Raw genomic sequence first — 17,550 nt, forward strand, 5'->3', positions numbered from 1 at the left:
AAAATTGTAGTTAAAAAGCCCGATTAAATTGATCGGGCTTTCATTTGCCAAAAGCAATAATTATTCTTTATTTCACTTTTTTCATAATTAGGATTTAGAATTAAGAAAAGACTATCCAATCAGATAGTCCTATTTTTCACTCTGTACCATCTCGAAGAATATCTAGGTAGTCTTTGTAGATAAATGTACGATTACGAGTGTTTTCATTCTCTTGAACTAATATTTTATTTTCTATTAGTTTCTTTACTGCACTGGATACTGAATTAAATGACATATTAATTGCTTTTGCCGTTTTACCAATTTCAATTATTGGATTTGCTTCGATATAATTGAATACTTCCATTACACTTTGTGCTGAACGTCCAAGCGTTAAAATTAGATTATGATTTTTATTATGCAAATCATTTAGTTGATGAATACGAGTAACTGCATCCTTTGCTGATTCATAGACTGCTTCTAAGAAAAATTGAACCCATTGCTCATAATTACCTTTCATACGAACTTCTGTCAATCTATCATAGTATTCAATACGATTTTGCTTCAAGTAATAGGAAATATACAATGCAGGTGTTAAAAGAACATCCTTATCCATTAAAAACAAATTAATCATCAAACGTCCTACACGACCGTTCCCATCTAAGAAAGGATGTATTGTTTCAAATTGATAATGTATGAGTGCAATTTTAATAAGTGAATCAATACCATCTTCTTCATGAATAAAGTTCTCTAAATCACTAATAGCAACTGCCATATCTTCAGGTGTAGGTGGAACATACCTTGCATTTGATAAGGTTCTCCCTTGACCACCAATCCAGTTTTGAGATGTTCTAAATTCAGCTGGATTCTTTTCCTGACCACGAACTCCCTGCATTAATATACCATGTATTTCTCTAAGCAAACGAGCAGAAAAAGGAAGTGTTTGAATACGTTCTAATGCAAATTCACTAGCCTTAATGTAATTGATAACCTCTGCAACATTACGATTGCTGTTTTCTTCAATCGTAGGATTCAAAACATCTTCTAATGTTGCTTGCGTTCCTTCAATTTGCGATGACATTAATGCTTCTTTACGTACATACATAGAAATGAATAAATTAACATTTGGAATATAACATGATAAATCATTTAACACAGCTAATTGAGCATGTGATGAAATCAGAAGTTTTATAATTTCATTTGTCAATTCAATATCTGGGTAAGGGGGTAACGGACTCGGCACAAATGATTGATAGGCTGATTCTCCTGATAAATTAGTTTTAAAATGTCCTGAACGATGTTCCATATTAGTTTCCTTTCTAGTATATATATATTGAAATACTAATATAATTATACCACCTTTATTTCGCATTAACAAAATAAGTTGAAATAAGGAATTAATTTTTACACCTTTATTTCAACTTATGTTAATTATTAGAAATAGCAAGTTCTTTGCAGTATCTTTATTTCACTTTGTCTTTCACAATATTAATTAAAATTTCAACCATCTTTTCCATATCTTGAATACATGCATATTCGTACTTTCCATGGAAGTTAGCTCCACCTGTTCCCAGGTTAGGACACAACAATCCATCGTAAGTTAATCTGGCACCGTCAGTCCCACCTCTGATAGGTGTGCTCTTTGGCTGTAATCCCATTTCTTTCATAATACGTTTTACATCATCAACAATTTCAATACGCTTCATAACAAGCTCTGCCATATTATAATAAGAATCTGTAATTGTAACCTTTACAACATCACCATACTTATCATTCATTACTTTTTGTGCCTGCATGAACTCTTCTTTCTGCTGCTCAAATAAATTACGATCATGGTTACGGATAATATACTCCATATCTGCATACTCTGCTTGTCCATTCAAATATGTAAGATGATTAAACCCTTCATATCCACTCGTCTTGGCTGGATCTAATTCGACTGGCAAAAGAAAATGGAATTCCATTGCTAGCTTACTAGCATTCACTAACTTATCTTTTGCTTCACCTGGATGAATACTACTTCCTTGAATATGCACTTCAGCTGTAGCTGCATTAAAGTTTTCATAATCCACAGATTCAATTTCACTACCATCTACCGTGTATGCATAATCAGCATCAAACTTTTTAATATCAAAGTTATCGGCTCCTCTACCCACTTCTTCATCAGGCGTAAAAGCAATCTTAATTGCTCCATGCTCTATTTCGGGATGTTCACAGAAATACTTACACATTTCCATAATCTCTGCTACTCCGGCTTTATCATCTGCACCTAGCAGGGTTGTTCCATCTGTTACAATAATATCTTTACCTATTGCTGATTGTAGATGTACATATTGTTTTGGACTCATTGTAATATCATAGTCCTTGTTTAAAACAATTTCTCCACCATCATAGTTTTTTATGATTCTAGGTTTTACATCTTTTCCAACCATATCTGGTGATGTATCCATATGTGAAATAAAACCAATCGCTTCTACATCCTTTGGCGTATTTTTAGGGATACTTCCATAAACAATTCCATATTGATCCACATGAGCATCTTCGATTCCCATCGCCAACATTTCATCAACCAGCAGTTTTGCCAGATTCAACTGTTTAGCAGTTGATGGAGCATCCTTACTTCTTGGATCTGATTCTGTATCAATTTGAACATAATTCACAAATCTTTCAATTAAATTCATATTTTCACCTTCTTTTCGTTTTTATTATACCTCACTTTTGATTGTTATGTTCAAGCAAGTAGAAATTTGGTATAATTACAGTATGAAAACAATATTAAAGAAATGTAAAATATTATTAGGAATTAGTTTTTTAGTTTTATTTATTGGAGTTGACACAATATCTGCAGATACCGATCTAAGGTTCTATGATGATAGCGATTATTCAACTACCTATACAATAGAAATAGATAACGATATTTTAGCAGCAAAAGGTTATTCAGCTGAGTCTCTTGAGGATCAATTAAATACGAAAGATTACATGAGCGCAACTACTTATGATTATGGTAATGAAACAGAAATCACTGTAGAAGACTATTATATGAATCTGTTTGATTCACTTGATGACTCATATTATGACATTAATAGTTGGAATGACTCCGTAACAATAAGCATTAATAAAGATTCACTGCAAAATTATATTCTTTCTATATTTGACATGTTTACATTAGATGAACTAAAAAATGCAGATGGACAATTATTATTAACAATTACATTACCAGGAGAGATTACTGATTCTAATTATAATGTTGATAATGCGTACAGTTACTCTGTATCCTATGACTTATTAACACTTGAAGGACAATATATTGAAGTTGAAGGATCAATTGAACCTTATAACGCAGGTTATGATAGTTACATCGATGACACAAGTAATGATGACAGTTTTGAGGGCATTATCAATACACTATTTGAATCTGAGGCTTTTACAATTTTTATTATCTTATTTGTAATCATTGCAATTACACTAATTATTGCAGTTGCTCAAGTACGTAGTATGAAAAGACGTGGGCCAAATAAAAATAGAAACAATAATTATCGAAGCAGAAATACTCGTAATGTATATAAGCCTGAAAGTATGGAAAGACAAACGATGGATCGTCAAAGTAGAAATTCAAAAGTTGAGAAGAAATCAATTTTTGCACAAATTACTTCAGCAATCAACGAAATAAAAGAACAGGCAAATGAACAATTGAATTTAAATAATGGATTGGGTGGTAATAAGACAAAAACTGGAAGCATTCCATATACGACTTTAGATGAAAAGAAAACTTCTACTAAATCATATAATGATAATCGTTATAGAAAACCAGTTACGCCAAAAGATATTAACTTAGAGAAAACACCTGAGAAGGAAGAAACAACATTCACATATACAACAAACAAACCAGAAGCAAATGTGGAAGTTGATAAAGGATCAGCTGTCTATGAAGAAACAATCGTTTCAACTAGTGATACTACAGCTTACAACACACAACCTTCTACTACTTCTTTATTTAAAATTTATTCCAACATTGCAGAGGAAGCTGAACCAGCAGAAGCTGCTGAAGAAGCAGTTGCTGCAGAACCAGCAAAAGCTGTTGATGAAGAGTAAAAGTTCCAAATTAATGGAACTTTTTTTATTGTCTGTGCTATACTTATCTTGAGAGAAATGTGAGGAGAAACTAATTATGGAACTAATTTTAGACACTGCTGATACTTCTGCAATTGCTCATTTTAATGAATACCTGACAATTGATGGAGTAACAACAAACCCAAGTATTATTACGAAGAGCAAAAAGGAGTTTGAAACAGTTATCAAAGAGATATTAGAAATCTTAGATGACAAGCAATCACTTTATGTTCAAGTCATCGCTACAACATGCGATGAGATGGTGGAAGAAGCAAAGTATATTGATTCATTACGCAATGACAATATTTATGCTAAAATCCCTGTAACAAGCGAAGGTTTAAAAGCAATCAAAGCTTGTAAAAAGATTGGAATTAAAGTACTTGCTACAGCAATTTACTCAGCAAACCAAGGATTCCTTGCTGCACTATCTGGTGCTGATTGCCTAGCTCCATACGTTAACCGTATGGATAACCTGGGAGATGGAGTACAATGTGTGTTGGACTTAATTCAAATGCTGAAGGCAAATAACATGGATACACGCGTTATTGCTGCTTCATTTAAAAACACACGTCAGGTACACGAACTGATTACTGGTGGAATTCAGTCCGTTACTGTACCAACCGATGTTCTTGCAAATATGATGAGTCATCCAATGACTGATATTGCTGTAAGTGACTTTACAAATGATTGGAAAACAGCTTTCAATCGTACAACACTTGTAAAGAAATAAGTCTTGAAAAGCATCAAAAAGGAGCATTCATTGCTCCTTTTTATTTTCGATTAGTGAAGTCTCTTTCTTCTATTTAAGTATAATATTGCTGCTCCACTTATAATCATAATAATAACCACAGCAGTTACATTTGTTGAATCTCCAGTTACTGGATCTTTTGCTTTTTCAACTACTTGTTGATTATCTTTTGTTTGATTTTTATCACCTTGTGGTTTTGTAGGTTTTGTTGGATTATCTTTATCAGGATCTGTATTTACTTCATCCTTTTTGTCTTTTACACTCACTTCAAAACTTTCAGTTATATTAGTGTATGCTTCACTACTTACTGTGATTGTTGCAGTTCCTTCTTTTAGTGCCTTTACTTCTCCACTTTCATTTACAGAGACTACATTAGAATCAGAACTTCCATAAACAACATTACTATTCATAACATCTTCAGGTGTAAACTTTGCATCTAATTGGAATGTCTCACCAGTGGTTAAATTCATATCATCTGTATTTATCTCAATATCTGCAACAATCAAGCCAAAGTTTTTTTCTACAACTTTTCCATTTTCATCATGTCCATTGCTAGTTATAGTGATTGTTGCAAAACCTGGTTCAACAGCTATTACTTCACCAGTTTCATTAACTGTCGCAACTGCTTCATTATCTGAGGTATATGTAACACCTTGTCTTGTTGCATTATCAGGAGTGATTTTTGCTTTTATTTGATATTTATCTTCTGGATTCAATACTGTTGAGTCTTGATCCATTTCTATTCCTGTTACTGGTTCATTTATTACAAATAACAAGCTATCAACTTCTTGTTTACCTTCTTCATTATTACCTTCACTAGTAACTGTTACAAATGCTGCACCAGTTGAATTCACATCAACTATACCAGCTTCATTTACTGTAAGAACGTTTTCATCTGATGATTTATATATTAAACCTTGTTCAGTAGCGCTTCCTGGTATGACTTGTGCATCAATTGTATATGATTCTTCTAATGATAACGGAACGATAGCTTCATCTAAATCAATGTCAGTTACAGGTTTGTATTTTTCTTTAACCGTTATTTTAAAGGCTTCTGATACTTTTTTTCCATCTTTAGCTGTTCCACTACTTGTTATTTTAATGTATGTATTACCAACACCTTTTGCAGTAATTTTTCCATTTTTATCAACTTCTGCAATCGTTTTATCACCTGATTTATATGTTAATCTCTGATAAGTAGCATCAGTAGGTTCAATACTTGCTGGAATTTGATATGAATCACCAACTTCTATAGTTGTTTCTGTCTCATCTAATTTAATTCCTTTAACTGGTTGAATAACCGCCACGACAACTTGATCAGATATAGAACTTCTTTGTCTGCTTGAATCCTTACTTTCTACACTCACTACAGCAATTCCTTTTCCCTTTGCAGTGATTAAACCATTTTTATCTACTGTAAGAATTTTTTCATTTGATGATTTATAAGATAAATCTTTATTTGTTGCATCAGAAGGTGACACATTTGTTGTTATTTGATGTGTATTTCCAACCATTAATGATATTGGTTTTTCTTGTACTTCAACACCTGTGACTGGTTGAATTACAGTTACTTCAATACTATCTGATTTAGGTGTGCATGATCCATAATTATCCTTGCTAGTTGCAGTAACCGTTGCAGTTCCTCCAGCTTTTGCTGTTATTTCCCCACGATTGTTTACTGTAAGAGTTTTTTCATCTGATGAACTATAGATTACACCTTTATTTGTTGCATTTTTAGGATATATTTTTGTTGAGATCTGTTTCGTATCTTTTACCATCATTGAAAATGATTTTTCTTGTATATCAACATTACTTACTGAAGTATATTTAGGTGTTACAATTACAGTCAATACTGCAATCTCTGGCGTTCCGAATTTATTATTTCTTTCACTGGTTGCTGTAATAATTGCCATCCCTACTCCTGTCGCTGTTATATTACCATTTTCATCTACTGTTGCTGCATTAGTATTAAATGATGTATATATTATATTCTGGTTAGTAGCATCTAAAGGTTTCACTTTTGCTTTCATATTATCTGTTCCTTTAATATGCATATTAATAAATGGTTTATCTAACTCAATATATGATACAGGTATATACTTTTGTTTTACAGTTACAGCTATTGATGCAGTTTCTTGTTCACCTTTTTCATTTTCACCTTGGCTTGTTACTGTAATTGTGGCTGTTCCTTTTCCTGTTGCTGTTATCTTTCCATTTTCATCAACGGTTGCAACATCTTCCTTATCTGATGTATAACTAACTTTTTTATTAGTAGCTTTTTCTGGTTCTACTATTGGATTTACTTGATGTGTGTCTTTCACATACATTGTAATATCTTTATCTTTCTTATCCAAACAAATACCTGTTACTGGAATGATTTTAGGTTTTACAGTTACAGCTATTGATGCAGTTTCTTTTTTACCTTTTTCATTTTCACCTTGGCTTGTTACTGTAATTGTGGCTGTTCCTTTTCCTGTTGCTGTTATCTTTCCATTTTCATCAACGGTTGCAACATCTTTATTATCTGAGGTATAACTAACCTTTTTATTAGTAGCATCATCTGGTTCTACTATTGGATTTACTCGATGTGTGTCTTTCACATACATTGTAATATCTTTATCTTTCTTATCCAAATAAATACCTGTTACTGGAGTAATTTTAGGTTTTACAGTTACGGTTATTGAGTCTCTTTCATGCTTACCATATTCATTTTCACCTTGGCTTGTTACTGTGATTATAGTTGTTCCTTCTGTAATCCCTTCCAGTGTTCCAAATGAGTCTATCGTTGCTATGTTTGGTTTTGAAGAACTATATGTAATTCCTTTATTTATAGCACCAGCTGGAGTAATTACAGCATTCACTGTCTTTTCCTCACCTACATAGATAGTTTTTAAATTTTCTTCATTATTAATAAATATTCCTTCTACTGGAGTATTATCCTCAACATTAACATTGAAATATTTTATAGGTTTAGATTCAAATTGTCCAATCAGACCAAAACCTACCCATACTTCTTTTGATACTGTTATTGTAGCTTTACCAACAGAATTAGCAGTTATATTTCCATAACTATCTACTGTTGCTACTTTATCTTCATCTGAAGAATAGTCTACATCTTGATATAAATAATCTTTTATTCTGTATTCTTCACCTACATTTAGGCTAACACTCTCTTGCTCTACATCATTATGACCATATGGATAGTCGTAACGATCTTCGTTATATTGAGTTTCATGTTTACTAGAACTATTATCCTCTGCATTAATCCTTTCTTTACTAACCCCCAAAACTGCAAATACCATAAATAATGATAGTGCACCTTTTAAAATCACACTTCCAAATTTTTTCATTTCGCTCTCCTTTTTTTATGGAAATATCTTTTTCTTTATCACTTTAAAACTCTCTATTTCCTTCTGAAATTCTTAGTTGTGTATACTTCTCATATATACTCCCAAGAAAATTATAGTCCTCCAAAATACCGATGTCAATAATTAATAATTAACTTATGTATATTTTATAACGATAGTACAATATAAAAAGATATAAGTATATTCACCTATATCTTCATTTAATAAAACTATTTTTTATGATATAACTTTTTCGTTCTGAACTGTGGACTACATGTAAGATTCATCTGTAATTTAGTGAATATTCGCTCATCCTCATTACGTAATATGATTGTTGAATGTGCCTCACACCCTTTTAGTTTAGGTAGTTGCTTCAATGCATGTTCAGCTGTTGGATTGGTAGTCGCAGCAACTGATAACATGACAAGCATTTCATCTGCATGAATTCTTGGATTATTATTACCTAGAATATCAGTCTTTAACTCCTGAACCGGTTCTATAACTCTACGAGAAATTAAAGCTAATTCATCATCTATATTTCCTAATGTTTTAATTGCATTTAACAACGCTGCCGATGATGCACCAAATAGTGTTGTCGTTTTACCTGTTACCACTCTTCCATCAGGAAGTTCAATTGCAACTGCTGGTTCATTTGTTAGGTCAGCTTTCTTTTGAGCAATCTCCACAATCTTACGATCTGCAGCGCAAATTCCAGCATGATTCATTACAATTTCAATCTTCTGAATTGGTTCTTCACCACTGTTCCCCAAACGTTGTTGCACCAGTGCATGGTAGTATCTTCTTATGATTTCAGCTTTTGATGCTTCCACTGCTGCTTCATCATCAATAATACAATATCCTGCCATGTTTACTCCCATATCAGTAGGAGATTTATATGGTGATTCATTTTGAATTTTTTCAAATATATTTTTTAGTACTGGAAATACGTCTGTATCACGATTATATGATACAACCGCTTCTCCGTACGCTTCCAAGTGGAATGGATCAATAATATTAACATCATCCAATTCCGCTGTAGCAGCCTCATATGCAAGGTTCACGGGGTGCTTTAAAGGAATATTCCAAATAGGGAATGTCTCATATTTTGCATATCCTGAATTTAATCCTCGCTTATGGTCATGATACATCTGCGATAAACAAGTTGCCATTTTACCACTCCCAGGTCCCGGTGCAGTAACAACAACCAAAGGTCGTTCTGTCTCAATATATTCATTTTTACCAAAACCATCATCACTTAGAATATGTCCAACATTTGCTGGATATCCATCAATTACATAATGACGATATACTTTTACACCTAACTTGTCTAAACGATTCATAAATACTTCAGCCGCACCTTGTTGTTGGTAATGACTTACTACTACACTCCCAACAAACAAATCAATACTTCTGAATGCATCAATTAATCGTAACACTTCCTGATCATAGGTAATACCTAAATCACCTCTCACTTTGTTTGTCTCAATATCATTTGCATTGATAACAATTACAATTTCAACTTTTTCTTTTAGTTGAGCAAGCATTCTTACTTTAATATCTGGAAGAAATCCTGGCAACACTCTTGATGCATGATTATCATCAAACAGTTTACCTCCAAACTCCAAATATAATCGATTATCAAACGTATTAATTCGTTCCAGAATCTTCTCACTTTGCAGATTTAAATATTTCTCAGTATCAAAAGCTATTTTTCTCATATCTATTCCTTTCATACACAATAAATATATTATAACAAATTTCCAATCGTTATCCTACGACAAAAAAGAAAAGATAGCAGATTTTCATCTGCTATCTCAAGAAAGATAAATTTTATCTATTTAATAGATATTAACGTTTTTATATACCATACGTACGCCCTTCAAAATGCCTATCCTATGATCAACTATTTTCAAGAGTAAATTTTACCTTTCATCGTTTAGACGTTTAAGATTAACTTTTAGTTCAAAAAACCGTCTATTTTTTGAAAAGTTTTTTTCTACTAATTGCAACCAACACTGTTAATGATGACAATCCTAATAATGCTAATAATGAAGTTAGGTTTGTTGAATCACCAGTTTCTGGTTGTGTAGAAGGTTTTTCTTCTGGTTTAATACTTGGCTTAGGATCTGTTGGTTTTGTAGGATCAACAATAATTTCTTTTGTCCATTTCGCATATAGCGTCATGTTTCCACTAATTGTATCATCTTCAAAGTTCCATGCTGTTACACATTCAGCTTCCGTATACCAACCATCAAAATAATAACCTTCTCTTGTTGGAATAGCTGGTTCAGTTACTTTATCACCAATACTCATTCCGGTTTGTGAATCCACTGAACTTCCACCTTGAGAATCAAAGTCTACTGTGTATAGTTCTTTTTCATCTTTATTTTTATTCCAGTCTGCATACAACGTCATATTACCTGTAATTGTATCATTACTGAAGTCCCATGCTGTTGTACATTTTGCATCTGTATACCATCCAGCAAATTCATATCCTTCTCTTGTTGGATCACTGGGTTCAACTACTTTAGAACCTGAAGCAAGTCCTGTTTGAGAAGATACTGAACTACCACCTTGAGAGTCAAATGTTACTGTATACAATACTTTTACTTCTGTCCACTTAGCATATAATGTTGTATGTCCAGTGATTGTATCATTTTCAAAATCCCATGTTGTTGTACATTCAGGTTCATTATGCCATCCAGCAAATTCATACCCTTCTCTTACTGGGTCAGCAGGTTCTGTTACTTTTGAACCAGCTTCTTTGTTGTTTTGTGGAGCTACTGCACTTCCTTCTTGAGAGTCGAATGTTACATTGTATAATTCTTCCCATTGAGCATAAAGTGTTGTATCTGCAGTAATATTGAATTTAGCACTTTCTGCATATGGTGTTCCTGTACCATTCGATTCTGTATTCCATCCTGTAAACTTATATCCTTCTCTAGTCATTGTCTCTTGAGTTTTAACTGTTACTTCATCTCCACTAGAATAAAGAGCACTATCTGATGGTACAGTTCCACCATCCGATCCATTTCCATCATATATAACAGATAAGTCAGGAGCCAGTTTCCATTCGCCATATAAAATCAAATCAGAATCTGCTGTTTTTGTAGTTGCTGTACTTGCACTAACTCTTGTTGAAGCACCACCTGTTGGCGAAGTATTCCAACCTACAAATACCCATCCTGTTGGTTCACTAGGTTTACTATATGTGGTATAGTTAGCAGTCTTTGATGACAACAATTGATAATAAACAGTTGGAGAATCTTCTGAATAGTAACTTGTTCCATCGTAATAAGATGGTAAAGTTAAATCAGAGAATGTACTTCCTGCTAAATTTGTTTCATAACGAACCCACTGCATATCTACTGCACCTATATCAGAAGTAGTACCTCTACTATTATTATTTTCATCATAATCAAATTTAAATGTTGTTGTATCAGCATGGTTATCTGCCAATCCAATAGTTGCATCATCTTTGTCTTCTGGTTGAATTGGTAGTGTTGTTACCGCGTAGTAATATGCTGAATTTGGATTTCCAGCTTTAATTCCACCTATATCTACCAATGTTGGAGTTAGACTTCCAAATATTTTAGTAACATCTTTATCAATCAAATTACCTTCTTGGGTTACTGTTGAGTATTCAGCATAATAATTTTGATTAGCAGCTCTTGCTGCTTTATTTCCACTAATTATATTATTATACAAATCACCTTTAGCATAACTAAAAGAAATTCCTCCACCAGAATTCGAAGCTGAATCACCTCTTTCCGCTTCATTACCATAAAAAGTATTATTAGCTACTAATGCATATGTAATATTACTAGAATTTCCATTTACTTCTATAGCACCACCAGCATCAGCTCCATCTAGCCCTATACCATACGAAAGTAAAATTTGACGTCCTTTAGCAACATTACCAACAAATGTTGAGTTTGTAATACTATTCTCAGTACTGTTTGACATAACCAAGGAGATGGCTCCCCCCTCATCATTTGCAGTATTTCTAACAAAAGTCGAACTATCAACCTTTAATGCTCCTTGATTCGAAACATTTGCTTGGTTGTGAAAATAAATCGCACCACCATCAGCGGTTGAGCCATTACCAACATTTTTTTCAAGATATGATCTTATCACATTACCCTCAAAATATGAATGATTAACAATCAGATCACCTTGAGAATATTTTACAGCAATTCCACCTCCACCTGTAGGTGAAGTATTAGAATTTTTTTGATAAGATTGATTATCTATAAATGCTACATTATTAAAAGTCATATCACTTTGCATGTTTTCAGAAAATACCGCTCCTCCTGCATAATTAAGTGCTCCTGCAAGATGTCCGTATGCAAAATTCCCAACCACTGAAGAGTTTTCCATTGTAAATGGACCACCTTTCATATAAATAGCTGCTCCTTGTACACTGTCTGCATTAAACAAAAAGGTTGAATTTGTGATTGTAGTTCCTTTTGTTGGCTCAACAAATAATGCTTTCGATTTAATCTTAGTAAATGTACAATTATTAATTACCACACTTCCGCTTGTACTACCAGAAATTCCACCACCTGCCTTGGCAGATGTGATTGTATCTAATATAGTTGTTCCCGAAATATATGAATCATCTATATTTCCAACAAGTGTTAAATTTTCAAAAGTTAAACTCCCTGTTCCACTGCTAGAAATAACAAAATGTTTTTGACTTTCTTTTGAATATATAGTCACATTTCCATTTCCTTTTATGACAATATTTTTGTTACTTGCCATTGGAACGTCAACTTTTGAAGTCAAAGTAATATCATTCATAATATTAATAGTCTTTGTACTCCCAGAAATTGATCCAATATCTGATAATTCTGCATTTAACTCAGCTTCTGACGTCACATCAACTTCATCAACAGCACTTCTCAATAAACTCTTCTTAACTGGAGTTTCTTCAGTAGTAGTTTTAGTTTCTTCTTCCACAACCACTTCTGGTTCTTCTACAGTTACTAACCTTTCCTTTGTTACTTCACTTTCATCTGATGGATCAATCGCTTGATATGTTACTGTATACTCGCCTATTGTAGTAACATCAAAATCACCATCGTCTAAAACCGTTACTTCAACTTCTTCACCATTCTCATCTGTTGCAGATACTTCATCCAACAAAGTGAATACTTCATCATCTTTGTCTACTGTTATATCCTCCGCAATAATTTGAATTTTTGAATCAGTTGAATCCTCTTCAGTTGCACTTATCATGTAATTTACAGGAATAACACCTGCCACAATGATAGCAAGTGCACTGAAAAAACTTAAAACCTTTTTCATAATCGCCCCGCCTTTCAACTTATTACCTAAGTAATAAAATATTATAGCCCTTCACCTCTATAATATTAGATATAAATTATTGTACCAATAGGGAAAATTTATACCTTCATCATTTAGACTAACCAACGTTATGTTTCGTTCACGTTTTTTTTATTTTTTTAAAATTAATTTTTTTGTGACTCTGCAAAGTTAGAAAAAGCTCTATATTTACTTGATATTTCAAGTGAATATAGAAGCTTTTCATTATATATTAATTTTACTTTTTATTTGAATTATGCCTCTTCATTATTACTAATACTGTAATTATTGATGACACTCCCAACAATGTTAATAGCTTTGTTAGATTTGTAGAATCACCTGTTTTAGGTTGTTCTGTTTTCTTGTTATCCAAAGTCGCATTTGGTTTCTTACTTGGATGTGTTGGTTTGTTTGGTTCAACTGGATTCACAATAATTTCTTTTGACCATTTTGCATATAATGTGATGTCTTGAGAAACTGTATCCTTGTTGAAATTCCAAACTGTTACATATTCTAAATCTGTGTACCAGCCTACAAAGTAATAACCTTGTTTTGTTGGAATCTCTGGTTCTTTCACAAGCACTCCCTTTTCTAAGTTTGATTGTGATTCTACTAAGCTTCCACCTTGTGTATCAAAGGTTACAGTATATAACTCTTTTTCCTTCTCTATCTCATTCCATTTTGCATATAGAGTAGTATGTCCACTAATTGTATCATCTGCAAACTTCCAGATTGTTGAACATTCAGTATCTTTATGCCAACCAGCAAATGTATATCCTTCTTTCAATGGTTCCACTGGTTTATTTACATATGCACCTGTTTTCAGTCCTGTCTGAGGTTGCACTGTACTTCCACCTTGTGTATCGAAAGTTACTGTATATAGTTCTTCCCAGCCTGCATATAGCGTTGTATGACCAGCAATGGTATCAGTATTAAATTTCCACTCGGTTGTTGTTTCAGGCTCTTTATACCAACCTGTGAACTCATATCCATCTCTTGTTGGTGGTGTTGGTTCTTTTACTAACGCACCTTTGTCTAATCCTGTTTGAGATGGTACTGCACTTCCTTCTCTTGAATCGAATGTAACTGTGTATAATTCTTCCCACTGTGCATATAAGGTTGTATCTTTGGTAATCGTAAATGTTTGATCCTTCGTATATGATTGGCCTGTTCCACCTCTCAAAGTATTCCAGCCAACAAACTTGTGACTTGTTTTTGTCATTGATTCCTGACCTTTTACAGTAACATCAGCATCTTTACTATACTCTGTTGGATCCACTGGTACACTGCCACCATCTGATTCATTTCCATCATAAGTTACTTTAAACGTCTTATCTCCATAAACTGCATATAATGTTTGATTATCATTTACATAACTAATTGATTTTCCAGGTGTATAATCTTCCATAGCTGTTTTTGCGTTTGGATCTGTAGACCACCCAATGAACTTCTTATCTGATGGGGCACTAATATCTAATGTAGTCTCTCCTACTACTGTTGATGTACTGGCAGTAACTCCTACATCATAATAAGTAGTTGGTGTTGTACCTTCATAATAAACGCTTCCATCATAAGATGTTAATGCATCTAAGTTGAAGTTACCTCCATTTGCATCATACTTAATCCAACTAGACTCTACTGATCCAAAATCTTTATACCTAGTATAGTTTCTACCATCACTTCCACTAATTACATTTGCACTTTTATTATCTGTTATTCCTTCTGGTTTAATTGGAATTGTTTTTAGTGGTGATTGTTCAACACCTACTTTAATTGATGTTAAGTTTGGTTGTAGCGAAGCACCATAACTACCAAATGCATCTAATGCAGTAGTCGTTGGTGATGCACCTTTATCAGCATTTACAACATTTACTTTTAGTACCGATGATAATGGACTGTTAGAAACATCCTTATAAGAACTAGCAGTATTCACTTCTCCGTTAGTACCATATACCTGATTACCTATATATACAGAGTTATTATAAGTAACCGTTGATATCGCAAGAGTACCAGCACCACTTAATCCAATTGCTCCACCTTGTTGAGAAACTTTTGTATCTTTACATCCAGAAACATTCCCAGTAAATGTAGTACCTTCCACTTTATTCGTCATTGTAGTTTTTCCACCATTCTTAAAGAACTGAATGGCTCCACCGCTACGATTTCCTCCTGTTAATCCATAAGCTTGGTTATTAAAGAAAGTAGAATCTGTAATTGTTGTCGCAAGACCAGGCATTCCTGTTCCCTGAATCATCATTGCTCCTCCATCGTCCCAAGCAAGATTACTATCAAATGTAGTCTTATTAATATCTATAGTAGCTCCTGCCTGACCATCAATTACATAAATTGCTCCTCCATCAAAGGTACTTGAAACATTTCCTTCTGAACCATTTGTCTGATTATTATAAAAGTAAGATTCATTAATAATTATTTTACCTTGTAGATAGTGCATTGACATTGCACCACCTCCACCACCAAACTGGCCACTAAAAGAACATTTATTTATATTGTTTCTTAATATTGTATTATTAATATTTAAGGTTCCAGTATAAAATTTAGACGCAATTGCTCCACATTCATATCCTGCACCATAGCCAATACTATTTTCAATTGTTGAATTGTTGATTTCAACATACGAAGCACCATTTAGCTTAACTGCAGGTGCAGTGTTTGATGCTGTATTATCACTAAACAATGTATAGTTGAAAATTGTTTTTGCACTATTTGATGTTGAAATATTCGTTGCTCCTGCGGTTGCTTTTGTAAATGTCATATGATTTAAATTCAACTGTCCATTTGAATGTGAAACTGCAAGTAATGTATCGTTAAATCCAGTTCCATCTACTATAAGATTTTGAATTGTTAAGGATCCACTTCCTGCATTATTTACAGAAATTTTACCATTTGTCCAAGTCAGATTATTTCCTTCAATCACTACGTTCGTATTTGGCATTTTCAAAGTTACATTAGCAGATGTAAATCCACTTGGATTAAGTGTAATTACTGCATCTTCGCTTGCATTATTAACAGCGTCTTCTAATTCACTCACAGTATTTACTGTTTTTGAACCAGATCGCAATTGCTTTTGTGTCTTTGTTTTTTTCACAGATATAACTTCATCAGTTACTTCCTCTGTTATTTCTTTTGTATCTTCGTCATCCTCCGTATTTTCTATCACTGTTACAACTCTTTCTTTTGTAACTTCACTTCCATCAGTTGAATCAACTGCTTGATAAATTACAGTGTATTCTCCAGTTGCTGTAATATCAAACAATCCATCATCTAAAATTGAAACCTCTACTTCATTTCCTTGTTCATCAGTTGCTGATACTCCATCTAATAATGTAAATTCTTCATCCCCCTTATTTACTGTAATATCATCTGCAACAATCTGAACTTTAGGTTCTGTTGCTTCCTCATTCGCTCTTGCTACATAATTCACTGGAATTATGCTCGCAAGTACAAGCGTTAGTATTCCAAAAACTTTTACTACTCTTCTCATAATCGCCCTCTCTTTCGTCATATATTATGTAATAATTAATAGCCTTCAATGCTATATAGTAGATATGACTCTCTTATTAAAAATCAATACTATCTTTTTACATCCTTAGGTTACCACTGTTTTTTTCTATCACCACATTTCATCCATTAACGTCCTATTTTTTGTTATGAACAGACATTTTAGTTATTGAAAATCAGTTTCAGTTCAATGTAAAATTTTCATTTTTGTGTTGACACGTTGTTTCATTTGTGATAAATTTTAATAAACCATTGATTGGGAGATAAAACAAAAATAAGCGCTTATAGAGAATTGACGGTTGGTGGAAGTCATAGAGAAGCTGTTTTGTAAATGGACCCATGAGGGCTAGATGAAAACTTTTATAGTTAGTATTCAAGACGTTCACCTACGTTACAGGGTTAAGAATGTGATAGCATTTGAAAGTTGGGCGTTTTCGTCAAACAAGGTGGCACCGCATGTGTTTTATACACTTGTCCTTGAGGTATGTTTTTATACCGTGGACAAGTGTTTTTTATTTATTT

General features: G+C 33.2%; 8 protein-coding genes. 2 read left to right on the forward strand and 6 right to left on the reverse strand.

The features are described 5' to 3' along the window. Positions 1 to 136 precede the first annotated feature (136 nt). Positions 137 to 1,282 carry a Fic family protein gene (locus J2S15_RS03265; RefSeq protein WP_307405441.1) on the reverse strand — a complete coding sequence of 382 codons (1,146 nt, stop codon included), beginning with the start codon at positions 1,280 to 1,282 and terminating at the stop codon, positions 137 to 139. Positions 1,283 to 1,439: 157 nt separating this feature from the next. Then, positions 1,440 to 2,657 carry a peptidase T gene (gene pepT / locus J2S15_RS03270; protein WP_307405443.1) on the reverse strand — a complete coding sequence of 406 codons (1,218 nt, stop codon included), beginning with the start codon at positions 2,655 to 2,657 and terminating at the stop codon, positions 1,440 to 1,442. Between the two features lie 82 nt (positions 2,658 to 2,739). Between pepT and J2S15_RS03275 the strand changes: the two genes are divergently transcribed. Both J2S15_RS03275 and J2S15_RS03280 read left to right on the forward strand, forming a co-directional pair. Continuing rightward, positions 2,740 to 4,068, forward strand: coding sequence for a hypothetical protein (locus J2S15_RS03275; RefSeq protein WP_307405444.1), 1,329 nt, complete (start codon positions 2,740 to 2,742; stop codon positions 4,066 to 4,068). Between the two features lie 76 nt (positions 4,069 to 4,144). Beyond that, positions 4,145 to 4,816 carry a transaldolase family protein gene (locus J2S15_RS03280; protein WP_307405446.1) on the forward strand — a complete coding sequence of 224 codons (672 nt, stop codon included), beginning with the start codon at positions 4,145 to 4,147 and terminating at the stop codon, positions 4,814 to 4,816. 50 nt (positions 4,817 to 4,866) lie between these two features. Here the strand turns inward: J2S15_RS03280 and J2S15_RS03285 are convergent, their stop codons facing one another. The 4 genes from J2S15_RS03285 to J2S15_RS03300 form a co-directional block, all read right to left on the reverse strand. Beyond that, the gene (locus J2S15_RS03285; RefSeq protein ID WP_307405448.1) at positions 4,867 to 8,184 is read right to left on the reverse strand and encodes an Ig-like domain-containing protein; all 3,318 of its coding nucleotides are present in this window, start codon (positions 8,182 to 8,184) and stop codon (positions 4,867 to 4,869) included. A 227-nt stretch (positions 8,185 to 8,411) separates the two neighbouring features. Then, complete coding sequence (locus tag J2S15_RS03290) at positions 8,412 to 9,899, reverse strand: DUF1846 domain-containing protein (RefSeq protein WP_307405449.1); 1,488 nt, start codon at positions 9,897 to 9,899, stop codon at positions 8,412 to 8,414. A 256-nt stretch (positions 9,900 to 10,155) separates the two neighbouring features. Further along, positions 10,156 to 13,491, reverse strand: a complete 3,336-nt coding sequence (locus J2S15_RS03295) for an InlB B-repeat-containing protein (protein ID WP_307405451.1) — start codon at positions 13,489 to 13,491, stop codon at positions 10,156 to 10,158. A 256-nt stretch (positions 13,492 to 13,747) separates the two neighbouring features. Continuing rightward, positions 13,748 to 17,011, reverse strand: coding sequence for an InlB B-repeat-containing protein (locus J2S15_RS03300; protein WP_307405453.1), 3,264 nt, complete (start codon positions 17,009 to 17,011; stop codon positions 13,748 to 13,750). Positions 17,012 to 17,550: the final 539 nt, after the last annotated feature.

The sequence above is a fragment of the Breznakia pachnodae genome (assembly GCF_030814225.1).
In the GTDB taxonomy this organism is placed as follows: Bacteria; Bacillota_I; Bacilli_A; order Erysipelotrichales; family Erysipelotrichaceae; genus Breznakia; species Breznakia pachnodae.

Bases quoted from the DNA above. Each gene is read 5' to 3' on its own strand.
- J2S15_RS03265 (WP_307405441.1), bottom strand. From the start codon at position 1,282: ATGGAACATCGTTCAGGACATTTTAAAACTAATTTATCAGGAGAATCA.
- pepT (WP_307405443.1), bottom strand. From the start codon at position 2,657: ATGAATTTAATTGAAAGATTTGTGAATTATGTTCAAATTGATACAGAA.
- J2S15_RS03275 (WP_307405444.1), top strand. From the start codon at position 2,740: ATGAAAACAATATTAAAGAAATGTAAAATATTATTAGGAATTAGTTTT.
- J2S15_RS03280 (WP_307405446.1), top strand. From the start codon at position 4,145: ATGGAACTAATTTTAGACACTGCTGATACTTCTGCAATTGCTCATTTT.
- J2S15_RS03285 (WP_307405448.1), bottom strand. From the start codon at position 8,184: ATGAAAAAATTTGGAAGTGTGATTTTAAAAGGTGCACTATCATTATTT.
- J2S15_RS03290 (WP_307405449.1), bottom strand. From the start codon at position 9,899: ATGAGAAAAATAGCTTTTGATACTGAGAAATATTTAAATCTGCAAAGT.
- J2S15_RS03295 (WP_307405451.1), bottom strand. From the start codon at position 13,491: ATGAAAAAGGTTTTAAGTTTTTTCAGTGCACTTGCTATCATTGTGGCA.
- J2S15_RS03300 (WP_307405453.1), bottom strand. From the start codon at position 17,011: ATGAGAAGAGTAGTAAAAGTTTTTGGAATACTAACGCTTGTACTTGCG.